Source organism: Trueperaceae bacterium, from assembly GCA_002707365.1.
Classification (GTDB): Bacteria; Deinococcota; Deinococci; order Deinococcales; family Trueperaceae; genus UBA6957.
This window is the reverse complement of record PAMQ01000009.1, coordinates 13,204-28,321: the sequence shown is the minus strand read 5'-3', so window position 1 is coordinate 28,321 and position 15,118 is coordinate 13,204. Positions and strand designations below refer to the sequence as shown.

At 47.4% G+C, this 15,118-nt stretch carries 12 protein-coding genes; 7 read left to right on the top strand and 5 right to left on the bottom strand.

The window, feature by feature from the left end:
* Positions 1–19 precede the first annotated feature (19 nt).
* Positions 20–634 carry an N-(5'-phosphoribosyl)anthranilate isomerase gene (locus CMO31_04195; protein MAZ53201.1) on the top strand — a complete coding sequence of 205 codons (615 nt, stop codon included), beginning with the start codon at positions 20–22 and terminating at the stop codon, positions 632–634.
* A 412-nt stretch (positions 635–1,046) separates the two neighbouring features.
* Here CMO31_04195 and CMO31_04190 read toward each other — a convergent pair whose 3' ends face one another.
* Complete coding sequence (locus tag CMO31_04190) at positions 1,047–1,661, bottom strand: hypothetical protein (GenBank protein ID MAZ53200.1); 615 nt, start codon at positions 1,659–1,661, stop codon at positions 1,047–1,049.
* 96 nt (positions 1,662–1,757) lie between these two features.
* Here CMO31_04190 and CMO31_04185 point away from each other — a divergent pair, with 96 nt between their 5' ends.
* The 3 genes from CMO31_04185 (at position 1,758) to CMO31_04175 (ending at position 5,226) form a co-directional block, all read left to right on the top strand.
* A complete protein-coding gene (locus CMO31_04185) occupies positions 1,758–3,431 on the top strand; it encodes a hypothetical protein (GenBank protein ID MAZ53199.1) in 1,674 nt (557 codons plus the stop codon).
* Positions 3,432–3,542: 111 nt separating this feature from the next.
* On the top strand, positions 3,543–4,604 hold the full coding sequence (locus CMO31_04180; protein MAZ53198.1) for a rod shape-determining protein RodA: 1,062 nt from the start codon (positions 3,543–3,545) through the stop codon (positions 4,602–4,604).
* A 286-nt stretch (positions 4,605–4,890) separates the two neighbouring features.
* The gene (locus CMO31_04175) at positions 4,891–5,226 is read left to right on the top strand and encodes a metal-sulfur cluster biosynthetic enzyme (protein ID MAZ53197.1); all 336 of its coding nucleotides are present in this window, start codon (positions 4,891–4,893) and stop codon (positions 5,224–5,226) included.
* 240 nt (positions 5,227–5,466) lie between these two features.
* Here CMO31_04175 and CMO31_04170 read toward each other — a convergent pair whose 3' ends face one another.
* Positions 5,467–5,934 carry a 50S rRNA methyltransferase gene (locus CMO31_04170; GenBank protein ID MAZ53196.1) on the bottom strand — a complete coding sequence of 156 codons (468 nt, stop codon included), beginning with the start codon at positions 5,932–5,934 and terminating at the stop codon, positions 5,467–5,469.
* Between the two features lie 32 nt (positions 5,935–5,966).
* Positions 5,967–6,896, bottom strand: a complete 930-nt coding sequence (locus CMO31_04165) for a thymidylate synthase (FAD) (protein MAZ53195.1) — start codon at positions 6,894–6,896, stop codon at positions 5,967–5,969.
* A 227-nt stretch (positions 6,897–7,123) separates the two neighbouring features.
* On the opposite strand from CMO31_04165, the gene CMO31_04160 reads away from it, so the two are divergent.
* Positions 7,124–10,012, top strand: coding sequence for a hypothetical protein (locus CMO31_04160; GenBank protein MAZ53194.1), 2,889 nt, complete (start codon positions 7,124–7,126; stop codon positions 10,010–10,012).
* Between the two features lie 84 nt (positions 10,013–10,096).
* Here CMO31_04160 and CMO31_04155 read toward each other — a convergent pair whose 3' ends face one another.
* The gene (locus CMO31_04155) at positions 10,097–10,966 is read right to left on the bottom strand and encodes a diacylglycerol kinase (protein ID MAZ53193.1); all 870 of its coding nucleotides are present in this window, start codon (positions 10,964–10,966) and stop codon (positions 10,097–10,099) included.
* Positions 10,967–11,022: 56 nt separating this feature from the next.
* Here CMO31_04155 and CMO31_04150 point away from each other — a divergent pair, with 56 nt between their 5' ends.
* Complete coding sequence (locus tag CMO31_04150) at positions 11,023–11,694, top strand: glucose-1-phosphate thymidylyltransferase (GenBank protein MAZ53192.1); 672 nt, start codon at positions 11,023–11,025, stop codon at positions 11,692–11,694.
* Positions 11,695–11,761: 67 nt separating this feature from the next.
* Positions 11,762–12,451 carry a rhomboid family intramembrane serine protease gene (locus CMO31_04145; protein MAZ53191.1) on the top strand — a complete coding sequence of 230 codons (690 nt, stop codon included), beginning with the start codon at positions 11,762–11,764 and terminating at the stop codon, positions 12,449–12,451.
* A gap of 174 nt (positions 12,452–12,625) precedes the next feature.
* Here the strand turns inward: CMO31_04145 and CMO31_04140 are convergent, their stop codons facing one another.
* The gene (locus CMO31_04140) at positions 12,626–14,827 is read right to left on the bottom strand and encodes an AAA family ATPase (GenBank protein ID MAZ53190.1); all 2,202 of its coding nucleotides are present in this window, start codon (positions 14,825–14,827) and stop codon (positions 12,626–12,628) included.
* Between the last annotated feature and the right edge of the window lie 291 nt (positions 14,828–15,118).

Genomic DNA, 15,118 nt, shown 5'->3' with positions numbered 1-15,118 from the left:
TTTGTCATATAATGGTTTCATGCGAATCAAGATTTGTGGCATCACAAGTCCCGAGGACGCCACCTTAGCTGAGTCTGCTGGGGCGGATGCGATTGGACTAATCTTTGTCTCGGAATCTAAACGTGCAATCACAGTTAGTCGTGCTCAGGAAATCGTTAGTTCGGTAGGACCGCTCCTTGTTCGTGTCGGTGTTTTTTCTAATGCTCCCTTGGAACAAGTGCTTAAGGCTATAAAGATTCTTCGGTTAGGTGTAATTCAATTACATGGTTCAGAGGAGTCAACTTATGTTGCTGAGATACAGAAGCACGTTCCTGTCATTAGAGCTTTCTCGTTTAAGCAAAATCTTACAACAAATGACTTAGAAGGCTATCGTGCCGACGCGTTTCTTATTGATGGCCCAAAGCCGGGTTCCGGTAAGGCATTCGATTGGTCCCAGGCAAGTCAACTTAAAGAAGTTTCACGAATGATTCTTGCTGGTGGGCTGAACCCAAGCAATGTCGCATTGGGCATAAGGCAACTGGGACCTTACGCTGTTGATGTGGCCACAGGTGTTGAGAAGAGTATTGGGGTTAAGGCTCCCCATAAGGTACTTGAATTTGTTCGAGAAGCTAGATCTGCGTTCGCGAATCGGTAGAATTTCCCGTTTAGAAAGGTTTCTCAATCCTTTGGACTTCTCTAAGTTTAATAAGTCCTGTCTAGGACGAGGTATGTGTGGGTTATCCACAAGCTTTAGCTTTTTTTCCACAAGCTTGTGGAAAAAAAGCTAAAGCCCTTCTAGTTTTTTGCCTATCCTTACGGGATCTTGAGAAAACCTGTCAGAGACAGGTTTTCTCAAGGTTACATGCTATAGGGCGAATCTGACACTATTGTATTTGAACTTGTGCTGAGGCAAGTTATCCACAGCTGGGGTCATATTCTTGATAGTACCGTGTTTACTGACAGGGACGGTAAAAACCCGAATCCCTAGTGTTCTTAATTAGGCTTTACACAACAAGCACAGTACTAGATGAGGCGAAGGGACGCTCTAAAGATTTGGGCAATCAGAATTAACTGACAATTGGTTCGTTACCGGGCTTCCATTTGACAGTACACCCTACAGCGTAAGTTTCTGCCTCCTGCACTGTGTTACCAGAGGTTAGAGCCTCAAGAGCATTACGCAATTCGGTCGACGTAACATTGTGCGGCTCCTTAGCATTATCGTCGATACGACCATGGTAGCGGAGAGTTCTGTCCGCATCGAAAACCAATATTTCGGGGGTCCTGACAGCCTTATAGGCCTGAGCAATGGATTGGTCCTCATCGTAAAGATAGGGGAAAGGAAGGTCCTGATCTAGCGAAAACTTCTTCATTGATTCGAAATCATCATCAGGGTAAGTTGCTGCATCATTTGAGTTGATCATTACGAATTGCACGTCTCTTGCCTGGAAATCATTAGCAAGGCTTTTGAGGCGATCGAGATATCCGATGACGTAAGGGCAATGGTTGCAACCTTGGACGTAAACTAATACAGAGGCATCGAAATCACTTAGGCTATACTCTTTTCCATCGGTGGCTGGCAAAAAGAAAGACGGTGCTTGCGCTCCAATAGCAAGGACTTCAGGATGAGTGTTCACAAAAAACTCCTTTAAAACAAGAAACGTGTGGAAACTGGCACGGAAAATATTCCATACTCCTAGGAGGTCCTAATGGAATCCTTAACTAAGGTTACACTGCTTCTAGATGAAGTCAAGTGCGGAACACAAAATAAGCGAGGTTAAGTGGCTCTGAGTTTTTTATTTCCTGCTTTTTTTTGGGTATTAACAGCTATACCAGTAGTAATACTTTTGCATTTCCTAAGGAGGAACAAGCGGCGAAAAGAAGTATCTGCACTGTTCCTTTGGCGTAATGCCTTAGAGATTACCCGGAACCGTAGGCGGTTTGCGGCCAGTTGGGTGTTATTTGCTCAGGTTCTTTTCATTATTTTTATCGTTCTTGCTCTTGTCCGACCAAACCTTAGTGCTGATGGGTCTCCACCACAAATTTTTATTATTGATTCATCTGCAAGTATGGCAGCTCGCGATAGTGATGGGGTGCGGATAGATAAAGCTGTTCGAGAAGCAGAGAAGCTTATTCGAGGCAATGGTCGTGCTCTTGTGATCCGAGCAGGCTTAGATGCCACTGTTGTACAACCCATGACCAGTAATACCCGTACTTTGCAAGAGGCTCTTTCTAAACTCAGAGCATTTGATCGAGATGCTGATTTGGGCAGGGCTATAAAGTTAGCCAATAGCATTGCTTCTGACGGAGAAGTGCACTTGTTCAGTGATCAATCTCCGCCTTCTGGAGCGACCGCGCATTATCACGATGTGAGTGGAGATGGCGTTAACATTGGCATAAGGACCTTTGAGGTTGGAATGCAGCAGGCTTATGTTGCTGTGATTTCGACCAGTCCGCGACCACAAGAAGTTGTAGTTGAGATCACCAAAGATGGTGAGGCCGTTTCTAAAACTAGTCTTTTAATTCCAGCTAAGGGGCAGTCCACTGCTATATTGCCCTTGGCGAGTCACAGAGGGATTTTCGAGGCTAGAATTAAAGTGCCTAGTTGGGATGCCTTGAGTTTGGACGATACAGCCTATGCCGGTATTGAAGACCAAGTGGTTGTTATCGATTCGCGGTCCCCTCAAATAATTAAGGCTCTCGATGCGATACCTGGTGTTACTTGGAGTGTAAGTAGATCTCCAGAAACTTTTGCTGATGCTGATGTTCGAATCTTAACTGGGGTTGATCCAGCAACTCTATCGGGTGGTCGTTATGTGCTCTTTCCAACACCAAGCTCTAATGCCCAAGCGTATGTAGTTAAGGACTGGGATCAGGTCGACTCTCTACTTCGATTCGTAGATTTACGGGAGGCGGTAGTCGGCATAGATCCCGTTTGGAGTGCCGGGGAAGGTAATTGGAAGGTGTTGGCCTGGACCAGAGACCTAAAACCGGTTCTTATTAAGGCTGATTATGCTGATCTTCGAATCGTAAACTTTGCTTTTCATCCTAGCCAAACAAACATAGTTCTTAGACCGGCGTTCCCTGCTCTTATAACCAACATTCTTAGGGAGTTTAGTGGGGATAAGTCATTGGAGCTTGGAACCCCGCTTCCCGACGGTTCTACTTTAAATGGGGTTCTTGTCCAAATGGTAGAAGTTCCCGGAAGTTATGTGGTCGAAGAAAATTTATACACAGCTAACTTGAACAGTGTTGTTGAGTCCAGACTGGAATCATCGTTCCAGAGTGAGAATTTACCAACGAATTATCAAAACCTCGAAGTTTCATTTAAAGATACGACTCACCCCGTTTACATTTGGTTTGTTCTCATTGCTCTGGTAGTTCTTGTTGGAGAATGGATATTGTGGGCCAGGACAGGTGGCAGGAATTGGGTTATGACTAACTCTAAGACTTAAAAAATACTAGCTGTCTGTGTTATTTCTTATCCGTCCAAGGCATATCTTCAATTTGGTAAGCACCTAGGTTGAGTTCCATTTGTTAGCCTATGGTTGGATGGAGACTAAAGAGTGATCAGAATAGATCTTGCTCTTCCACTAACTACCTTTGTGATTCTAGCTTTCGGGCTTTTGACTCTGAGCACCGCAGCGCCCTCTAATGAATTAATACGTCAATTGGTTTTCCTCGGTGCAGGTATTGTGGCAAGTGCAGCGACACTTTGGTTAGGCCGCAGGCGCCTTTTAAGATTCTCAATGCACTTATACATCGCTACTATGGGACTACTCGTCTTAACCAAGCTAATTGGTGCAACCATTAACGGTGCAAAATCATGGTTAATTCTTGGTCCATTGCCAGGTTTCCAACCATCCGAGTTATCGAAAATAGCGCTTATTTTAGCTCTCGCTTCTGTATTCCATGAGCGTCCTGTCCAGGGACCAATGAGTTATTTGAGGCCAGTAGTGTTGATTGCCCTGCCGGTAGGGTTGGTTTTTCTTGAGCCGGATTTGGGGAGTGCTTTGGTGCTCGCAGCTGTAGGCGTTGGTATTTTTATGATTAGGGGTATACCTTGGCGACATCTAGTCGTGTTTGGGACTTTGTTTCTGGTAGCCGTCCCCACTATCGTTTGGCCAAATTTAGAGCCCCACCAAAAAGAACGAATGGTCTCGTTTTTGAACCCTGCAGCGGATCCCCAAGGAAGCGGCTATCAGGTCATTCAATCTACCATTGCGGTTGGTTCCGGAGGATTATTCGGTAAGGGGTATGGCAGAGGAACGCAGTCGCAATTCGGGTTTATCCCCTATCGACATACCGACTTCATTTTTCCGGTTTTAGCTGAAGAGGGGGGGTTCGCAGCAGCCTCAGTTCTGTTGCTCCTGTATGGTTTGCTGTTCTGGCGGTTAGCGTCAATGGCGATGGAGTGCATCTTTCAGCGCGATCAATTTATCGTGGCCGGCGTTCTCGTATTGATTGGTTTTCAAGTTCTGGTAAACGTAGGTGTGACACTTGGGCTTGCGCCGGTGACGGGGATCACCTTGCCTCTTGTATCTTATGGTGGCACGAGTTTAATCGCTACTCTTCTTGGGTTGACTCTCGCTTACGTAGTTCATCGTGATCGTTACGCAGATCGGTAATTACATCTATATATGTTTGTAGCGAATTGTTTTTACCCTGGATATATGCCTACTAGTTGGTATGATCGCAAGGCTGGGGGTTTAGCAAAAACATGGGTTTGGAGTTAACCATAAATGATGTCTAACTACTAGACTTTTTACTGTCCAGTAGCGTCTGAAGGAATCTTATTTGGCGAAGATATTTTAAGTACCTTTGTTATTTTCCATAATCTGATGATCTGGCCGTAAAGCTTCTCCGTCTTGTAGATCCTAACCTCTTGACACAAGCTCTGATACGCTGTGGGTCATGAGTGCACCCGAGAACAGTGACCAGTTTAAGGATGAGATATTGGAGGCGCTTAAGGTGGTACGGGACCCTGAGATTCCTGTGAATGTGGTGGACCTTGGTCTTGTATACCACCTGGAGGTTAGTGACGAGGGTGCGGTTGATATTGAAATGACCCTCACTAGCCCTGGTTGCCCGGTAATGGATATGATCCAGGCTGACGCTGAGTTGGCTGCGATGCAGGTCGATGGGGTTACTAAGGCTAGCGTGACGTTTGTTTGGGATCCAGTTTGGACAACTGAAAAGATGACCGAGGACGGAAAAAAGCAAATGAGGATGTTTGGGTTTAGTGTTTAAGGTTATCTGGTAAACGCTTTTGGTGGTTAAGTATGGATGTTAGGTAACAAAAGGGGTTCCTTGTAGTATGTTGCGAAATTTAGTTATCCCCGGTTAAACAGATAATTCACTGATGTTGGGTTGGGTAATGGAAGAGCTCAGGGTTTTGCTTCATGGGTTTCTGTGCTCTCTAATTGTGCGTTGGGATTTTGCTTATAGAAATTCTGATAAACGAATGATTTTGGATGCTGGAAACTTGTGTTAACTATCCCGGTGGTATGGGTGTCCTGTTCGTATTGTTTCAGCGCGATAGAGTTGCTCGAGCAATACAATGCGAGCTAGTTCATGAGGAAGTGTCATAGGTGATAAACTCCAACTATCGTGGGTGTCATTAGAGGTTACGAGATCTTTAGGGTGCCCTTCTGCGCCCCCGATAAGAAAACTCATTAGACTGACTCCTCGGGTTTCTAGATCACCAATGTGTTTCGCTAAATCTCTCGAACGCCAGTCTCGGCCTTGCTCGTCAAGCACTACAACATAACCCTTTGCGTGATTTAGTAGCAGGTTGGACTCCTCGTATTGGCGTTCCCGGACTATTTTGTTCCGGGAGGGTCGCACTTCAATCAGCTTGGCTTTGCTCAGCCCTGACAAGCGTTTAAGGTAGTGATCGCCCACTTTCGCAAAAGATGTATGTTTTAAGTTGCCAATGGTAATGATCTGGTAACGCATTTATTTAGGGTTATATAGCAGGGCCCGAGATATTACTTTTTCTTACTAGGAGCTGTAGCTGTAGTTGAGGCTTCTTGGGAAACCGTCTCGGTTTTCCCTATTTTAGGGGTGGCTAGTTGTGCGTCAAGTTTATTTAGGAACTCGTTGCGGCGGGTTTTTCGCAGATTACTTTTTTCTAAACTTTTGGTAAGTTGTTCAAAATCAATCGCGGCCCGAAGTAACTCTAATTCGCTTCGGGAGAAGGTTTGGCCATGAAGTATGTGTTCCTCGAATGCCTCAAAGGCTAATGGCGACACTGCTTTGACGATTTCTGCCATCGCATCTCCATAAACACGGATCTCGTATTGTGCATGCCAGTCCATACGAAGGCGCAAAAAATGAAAAAGGTTGTTTAAGTCGATTTGCCAATACATCTCTGTATAAAGCGAGAGGGGTAGGTTGATGCGGGCTAGTTCCCGCGCAAGACCGTCTTCAAGGATTTCCTGGTAATTTTCGTAGACATTTTGCTGATCAGATGCGAGCATCTGAATTACTTTTTGTTGCAGGTCAGTTGGGACTTCCGCCTCGCTGCCACCCTGGCGGTTTCGTTGTGATTGTAATCGGACCTCGTGCTCTCTGGGGAGGTAGAATTCATCGCGCATGACACTATATCGACCACTTATTTCGTTTAGGCGAGCTGTCCGGTGCCGGATCCATTGGCGGGCAACGAAGATCGGCATTTTTACGTGAAAGGTAAGGATTACTTGTTCGAAAGGGGAGGTATGGCGATTGCGCAAAAGGTAATCGATTAGTGCTCGATCCTCACGAACAGTTTTAGTTCCCTCGCCGTATGAAACCCGAGCTGATTGAACAATGCGAGCGTCGCCACCCAGGTAATCTATCAGTCGGACAAAGCCGTGATCCAATACAGGGAACTCCTGATCAATGAGCTGTTCAGCCGCTGGGACGTTAATTCTAGCCATATAGAGTTCATTATACTCAGCTGAAGCTCCTTCCATGGGTTTGCTGGTGTCCTTGAAAAGTCACCCATGAGAGTATTCTGAGTGACTAATCTAACAATGGCGAGTTCTTGCGTCAGCAAGGGCACTTCTTAGTTCTCATGGACTCTTCATTGTTATTGACATTAAGGGGTTAGATGTGACATGCTGATCATGGATTTGTGTCACTGCTGGGGACGTATCGGAAGGAGGTGGAAACCCCAAAAGCGGTCTTAGCGGAAACAGGTCCCGGTGGGAAACCCAGTATCCGTCGAAATTTTGAGGAGGAAACACGGACACTCCCCAATGACTTTCGAAAGATTCAGGGCGGAACACCGCGTAACTTAATTAATAAATACAAGGGGTTAATTACAGTGAATAAACTGATTGTTGCTTTTCTAGCCGCATTTTTGGTAAGCGGCGCGATGGCTGACGGCCACGACTTCCCGGATGTTCCGGCGAATCACTGGGCTGGCGACGCTGTCCACCGCATTGCCGACCACGGCATAATCATCGGTTTCCCCGATGGAACCTTCCGTGGTAACGAAAGTTTCACACGTTATCAAGCCGCGCTAGTGATCAGCCGTACTGTGGCTGTCCTAAGCGCCAACGCTGAGGCTGCGAACGCCATGACGGCTGACGATATCGCCTCACTACGCAATGCTCTTCAATCTCTAGCTTCAGATGTGTCCGCTAACAGCGTTCGCTTAGCTGCCCATGAGGCCGCCATCGCTTCGATAGCTGATGCTGGTGAAGTTCGTTCGGACGATATAGCGGCCCTTTCATTGGGGAACGCTGCCCGTCTTGACGATCTTGAAGCTGCCATTCACGACGCTCATCATGATGATGGCGCTAGCTCTGCTGATGTTCAGGAGCTGCAGGATCACGTGGCCTCTCTTGGTCAACAACGTGACCTTGCTCTAAGTGCAGCTGCTTCCGCTGGTGATCTTGCTAGCGATGCACTTGCTCACGCTGGTAAGGCTGCTGCTCGCGCACGTGAGAACGCTGCTGCAGTATCTGCCCTTGGCACCGTTGTCAACCTACTTAGCGATAATGTTGTAGCGCTAGTACAGGCCCCCGCGCCTGCCGCAGTTGATGTTAGTGGTATCGCTAGTAATGCGAGCGATATCGGCAACATTCGCGAGTTCGTAATTACGCTGCGTCGCGACCAAGTAGCTATCGGTGAGCGAGTTTCCGCCCTCGAAGCGTCTGACGCTGCTAATTCCGCTGCGATCACTTCGCTCGAAGGTCGCGTAACGACCCTCGAAAGCAACGTGTTTGATGTTTCAGGAACACTTGGTTTCGACTTCGATGTAGTTCGTACGGGTGGTGCCGGCGAGATGTTTGATATTGATCGTGCCTTCGGTGACGGCTTTACCGCTGGCGGCGTCTCTGCGTTCAGTACTGGTACGTTCGATGATGACGACGACGGTGAAATCGATCGTGAAGCTAACGAAGACGCCGAAGTTCAAGGCAACGTAGCTGGCGATTTCGCTACCGATCTTAGCGTTTCTATGGGCTGGGCTTCAGCCTTTGACGGTGTCGGCAGCCCGAATGGTCTTAATTCCTTCGAGGGTGTTCTTGATGTCGCCATTGAAGCGCTTGTAGACGATGCTGGTGAAGCTGTCGTTGATGAAGATGGCAACCCAGGTTACGGAATCACGGTTGAGAGCGGCACAGTTGCTGGCCTCATCGGTGATGAGAGCAGCCTCTTCTTCAACTTTGGTGAGGAATCAGGTCTTCAGCTCGGTGGATATGGTGCTGATCACGTCGAGAACGACGGCTTTAACTTCGGCCTTCGGTCTGATTCGATCGCTGGTGATGCTGTCCTGAACGGTTATTACGTCACTACTGCTGCCAATGCGTACGCTACTGGCCTCGAAGGCCGCTTGGCTCCGCTTGATGGCTTCAGTGGTGGGGCTATGGTCTCCATCAACAACACTAATGCTAGCGAAGCTGGTGATAGTGCTGACGATAACGTCCGTACCCTCGTTTGGGGCTTTGACGGCGCAGCTACTCTTTCTCTAGTCGATGTCACTTTTGAGTACCAGAATGGTGCCGTAGAAGGTGGCGATAGTCTCTCCGCGGTTACCTTGAATGCTACTGTTGATACGACTGATTTGGGAGTTCTTAACGAACTGTCGCTCGGTTACTTCGACGTTCCAGCAGGTTGGATTGCTCACGCGGGTGCCGATGCTGATATTGTTGAGGATAATGCTGGTTTCATCATTAACACTGGTGTAGACCTCCTCACACTCGATATCGACGGGCATTTCACGCAATACAACACTGCTACGGAGCAAAACAGGGCCTTCGGCGCCTCGGTTGCACTTGACCTAGACTTCGGTCTTACTGTCAGCGGTAGCTTCAACCAGGCTTACCAGGACGGTACCCTCGTTGATGCCGCTACTGAGCGTGACGCTGAATACGAGTCTAACTTCGGAGTTACCGTAGATCATGACGGTAGCGCAGATGACGCCATAATTGATGGCCTGACGCTCGGCTTGGCTTACACTCAGAGCGAGGCCGACAATAGCGGTACGGAAGTCGCAGTTTCAGCTGAATACGGCTTGAGCTTCGGTGTCCTCGCTATTGATCCGTACGCTAACTACACCAGAACTGCTGACTCTGACGCTGATGCAGACGACACTACCGAACTCTTGGTTGGTGCTTCTGTAAGCTCTGAGACTCTGGACGTCTTAATGGCGCCTAGTCTCTCGGGTAACGTCAACTACCGCACCAACGCTCACTCCATGGCTGATGCGGATGGCGATGAGTACACAGCTACAGAAATTCAGTTCTCTGCTGGTGTCACGTTGAACGAGTTCCTGTTTGACAACAGTGTCCTCAGTGCCACCTACGCGTCTTACAGTGGTACCAACACCACTGTTGATGCGGGCGCAGACGCCACTATCACTGCAGTTAGCACTGATGCAGATACCAGTGGTGTCAACAGCACTACCTCGGGATTCGAATTGTCCTGGACCTACTGGGATCTTAACTTCCTATACGGCCAGTTCACATTTGATCCTGATACGGCCACTGCATCCGACGCCTCGTCGGCTCAGTACTTCAGCCTCTCTTACACTATCGACTTCTAAACATCTCGATTTAGAGAGGAAGAGAGCCCCGCTTTTGCGGGGCTCTCCCTTTTTTTGTTGTTCCGAAATTTGGATAGAGTTTCTTTAACTGTAAACCCGTAAAGCTTTTGGTAGTATCTCAATTCTGAATTCTTTGCAAGGTTCCATCATTTCACCATCCACATGCGCAAAACGTGGAGTTTCCCAGCTGAGTAGGACTTTACTCCCACGGAAGGAGAAAACTTCTGGATGACTTAGGTGTTTACCCCGCATAGTTCTAGGGATGATGCCCAGTGTGCCTAAACGCCCAAAGTAACCAGCGGCAACTACGTCAAGCATTCCGTCGTCAGGGGATGCATCGGGTGCGAACAAGAAACTACCACCTACTCGTGGTCCATTATGGGTAGATACAAGTAACGAACGACCCCCGTAAACCAAATTTCCGTCTACCTCAATCTCAACGCGGACTAACTGGTGCGCTACCAACGTAGTGACTGCTGCGTAAAGGTAGGCTACCTGGCCCTTCAAAAACCTAGGGGCACTACGCATTCGGTTCGCTACATCAGCGTCAAACCCCACGCCAACTGCATTGAAAAACGGAACATCGTTAACTAGGCCAACGTCTATCTTTCTTATTTGCGCACGGTGGATAATGTTGACTGCTTCCGACAAATCAAATCTATTGACATTAAGTGCGAAAGCAAAGTCGTCACCTGAACCAACTGGTAACACGCCTAACGTCCGTCCAGTACCAAAGCATGCTGAAGCAGCCTCATGGACGGTACCATCGCCACCCAGCACAATAACGTCCGCATCTTTCGGCAGGGACTTTACCAAGCAGGTTGCGTGGCCTGGTCTTTGTGTGACAAGCACTTCGTGATCAAAACCAGCTTTTAGTAAAAGATCCCGTGCAAGCGGCAATGCCTTGGACCCCCGGCCTCGGCCGGCTACAGGGTTAAAAACAACGTAAATCAAGAGCTCCCATGTATTTTAACCTGCCGAAACATCAAGCGACAGGCTAGAATCAGATTATGTTCTCTACGGTTGAATTATTTTGCCTCGAAGGCCTTCCCAAGGAACTACGTTCTATTCTAGAGACTGAGCATCCCTGGGAAGTACTCGAAGGTATAGACGCATTCACAAGACAACTGTCTGATGACCGTCGGGGAAAGGTTCACCCGACAGCGGTACTTGAAGGATCAGTGTTTCTATCTGAAGATGCTGTAGTTGGCCCACATGCTTATATCCGTGGTCCAAGTTGGATCGGGTCTGGGTGTAAGGTTGGTCATGGTGCTTACATACGGCCTCAAGTCGTTTTGTGTCCAGGGGCATTCGTTGGGCATGCTTCGGAGGTTAAACGTTCACTGTTTCTTCCTAACGCCAAGGCGCCTCACTTTAATTATGTTGGCGATAGTGTTCTTGGTCGTAACGTAAATCTTGGGGCGGGCGTAAAGATAGCCAACTTGAGCGCAATAGGTGGTCAAATACCTTTAGGTGACGTTACTTTAAAGAAGTTTGGGGCAGCCTTGGGCGATGACGTATCTGTTGGGTGCAATGCGGTTCTAGCTCCCGGTTCTATAGTCGGCAAAAGGACAGTCATATATCCGAGCGTCATGGTTAGGGGTTACGTCAATTCTGACTCGATCATGAAATTCAAACCTAAATCCGAGACTGTAAAGCGTAAAACACCTAATAAGTCGTAGCGTGATGGACTGAATAGTGGTTTTCCCTCTCTATGATGACAATCCACGCCATGGACCCGCTGTGGTTATGTGGGCCCTCGTTGTGGTTAACGTCGCAATATTTCTTTTCCAAAATCAGCTTAACGATCGTGATCAATTCCTCTTTATTTTGCGTTACGGCCTCATTCCAAGTGATCTCTTCGGGTCCCCTTTTAGAGAAATTCCCAACCTAATATCAAGTTCTTTTCTGCATGGAAGTCCACTACATTTAGTCAGCAACATGTTCTTCTTGTACGTATTCGGTGATAACGTTGAGAATCGGTTAGGCCATTTTGGCTTTTTAGGTTTCTACCTGTTCGGCAGCATAATTGCTGGCTTGGTACACGCTAATTTCGCCAGTAGCTCTTTTGTGCCTATGGTAGGAGCATCTGGCGCAGTTAGCGCGGTCTTGGGAGCCTATATTTTCCTTTTCCCCCGCCGTAAGGTTCTAACACTGATTACCCCGCTATTTGTGCCGTGGCTAGTGTTACGTTTAATCGCGAGAGTCCCTAGATTCTTTCTTCCGTGGCTCCCAGCTTGGATATTTATCGGTTACTGGGCTTTAATTCAAACGATAAAAGCTACTAACATGCTTATGCAAGGTTCTACTGGATCCGCGGGCGGTATCGCCTGGTGGGCCCACGTTGGTGGTTTTGGCATAGGTCTTATTACCGTGGTTATTTTTTCGGTTTTTAGGAATACGAGACCCCCAATACGGAAAACCATAGAGCGGGATTAAAAGAAAGCTTTAATATTTTGGTTGTATCAATAAGTCAAGAATCAGCTCAGCCTGTGTCTCGCGGGTTGAGTTAGCACTTCGATCTTTTGATTATTAGGAAATCATGGTGCTAATGCGGTTACCCCTGTGCCATTGAGGTGAAAATAGGGTTCTAGTTGGGCGGTCCGAAGGTTTTTAAGTGATTTGAAGACGAGCGTAGCGGACTAACAAATGTTTAAGCCCCACTGATTCAAATTGAACAGCTACTTCAATCTGAGTGCCTTGGCCCTTCACTCCAACCACCGTTCCGGATCCAAATCTAGGATGTTTGACACGTTCACCACCTTTATAGGGCGATCCTGCTATTCCAGAAGTGACAGTCTTAACCAAAGAGGTGTCCTCTTTGGAACTATTGATGGAATTTTGATTTGATGAGGCGTGTATCTCTCTCCCTAAAACATCAATCTCGACCAATGCTCCCTTCGGTATATCCTCAAGAAAGCGACTTGGCCTAGCGTACTCTGTGCGCCCAAAACTCATTCTAGATTCGCAATTGACTAGGAAAAGGTCCTCTTGCGCTCTAGTGATTCCCACATAAAGAAGGCGTCGTTCTTCCTCAATCTCTTGCAGGCTGCTGGTTGAGCTACGATGCGGGAGAAGATTCTCCTCAATTCCGACCAGTAGTACAACGGGGAATTCTAGTCCTTTGGCGTTATGAAGAGTCATGAGGGTAACCGCTTCTTCTGGTAGTTCATTGTTAGCTGCCTTAACTGCACGGTCGTCAACGCTAGCCATAAGAGCCGCCTCGTCAAGAAAATCACTAATTGAGCCTCCCTCTTCCGCTTCCCATTCAGCTACAGCGTTTAAGAGTTCCTCGAGATTTTCCAACCGACCTTCAGCTTCAAAAGAACCTTCTTCTTTAAGGGCTTGCATATATCCAGATTGATCTATAACGGCTTTCATAAACAGACCAGCTGGCAAGGAACTAGCTTCCTCAGAGAGGTCATCCATGAGCTCCACAAAGTTTGCTATTTGCCTAACTGCAGGAGTACCACGTAAGACGCTCTCTGCTTGTCGGAGCGCATCAATCAAATGGATTTGCTGATGAGAAGCCGCTTTAACTAGCTTATCCTCACTGGTTTTGCCAATTCCTCGTTTCGGACGGTTCAGAATGCGCTTCCAGGCCATGTCATCCAATGGATTGATAGATGCCCTGGCGTAAGAAAGGACATCCTTCACTTCCCGGCGTTCGTAGAATCCTACCCCACCTACGATGCGGGTCGGTATTGATCCCCGCCGTAGCGATTCTTCTAGCACTCTTGATTGGGCATTGGTACGGTAAAGGACTGCGAAGTCGTTGAAACTGTAATCCTTTTCGGCCATCAACAGCTCGACTTGTCTTGCCACGAAATCCGCCTCAGTGCGGTGATCGGTAGCGCGATAAAGCCGAACGCGATCACCACTCTCTTTGACAGGTAGAAGTTTCTTTTCTAGGCGGCTTTCATTGGGTACGATGATGGCGTTGGCTACTTCTAGAACGTGAGCTACACTCCGGTAGTTGAGTTCCAAGTGAAAGACAGCAGCATCCTCATAATCACGCCTAAATTCAAGAATGTTGGTAATGTCGGCTCCCCTGAAGGCATAAATACTCTGATCAGGATCACCCACGACCATGAGATTACCGTAACCTTCAGCTAATTGACGGGTAAGCCTATACTGAGCGCGATTCGTATCCTGATATTCGTCCACATGAATGAAAACCGCTCGCTTCTGAACTTGGTCAAGGACGTCTGGATGGTCGTCAAATAACTCGACTGTTCGCCCTAAGATGTCATTGAAATCAACTGCATTAACCTGCCGGAGTCGAATTTCATACCGTTTGAAAACCTCAACTAGAAAGTCTATGGGCACGCCAGACACAATCCGCCCTAGAGTTGTTTCCCCCGTTGCCTCAAGATTCTCAGGTGTCCACAGGTTAGATTTAGCCCGATCGATTAGGGCTCTGAGCACCCGAGGATTTATTTCTTTAGTTCCTTGCAAGGCAAGGATCTCCTTAAGAACATCAAGTTGATCAGTATCATCATAAATTGCGAATCCTGACTGAAGTCCTACCCTCTCCCCATAAGTTCGCAATACTTGGAGGCAGGCAGAATGAAAGGTATTCACCCAGATGTCTCGTGCAGTTGTACCAATAAGGTCCTTGACCCGCTCGCGTAGTTCACCAGCAGCCTTATTGGTGAAAGTAACCGCTAGAATCTGGTTAGGATCAACTTCGTGTTCGTTCATTAGATAAGCAATGCGTTGCACTACTGTCCTAGTCTTGCCAGATCCAGCTCCCGCGATAACGAGAGCTGGACCAGTGTGATGCATAACAGCTCTTTTTTGCGCGTCATTCATGTGAGATAGCAGCGAGTGATCAGACACAGCCAGGTTATTCTAACGCTTTGCTTCAGGACTTACGTCCGCAAAGAAATTTTACAGGAACCAAGCTACAAATTTGTATTTATTAAAGACGGGTTCGAAAAGATTGTTTGGTTATTGGGGGGTCACTGTTATGGTTGATTTAGAATCGATAAGTTAAACATCTTCTTGAATGGGCTAGGAAGTGTTAGGACAAAAAGCTGCCTCAGTGCATCAGAGTAATAGAATCAGGAATGGTGAGCGAATGGACATGCTAAGCGTTTCGAA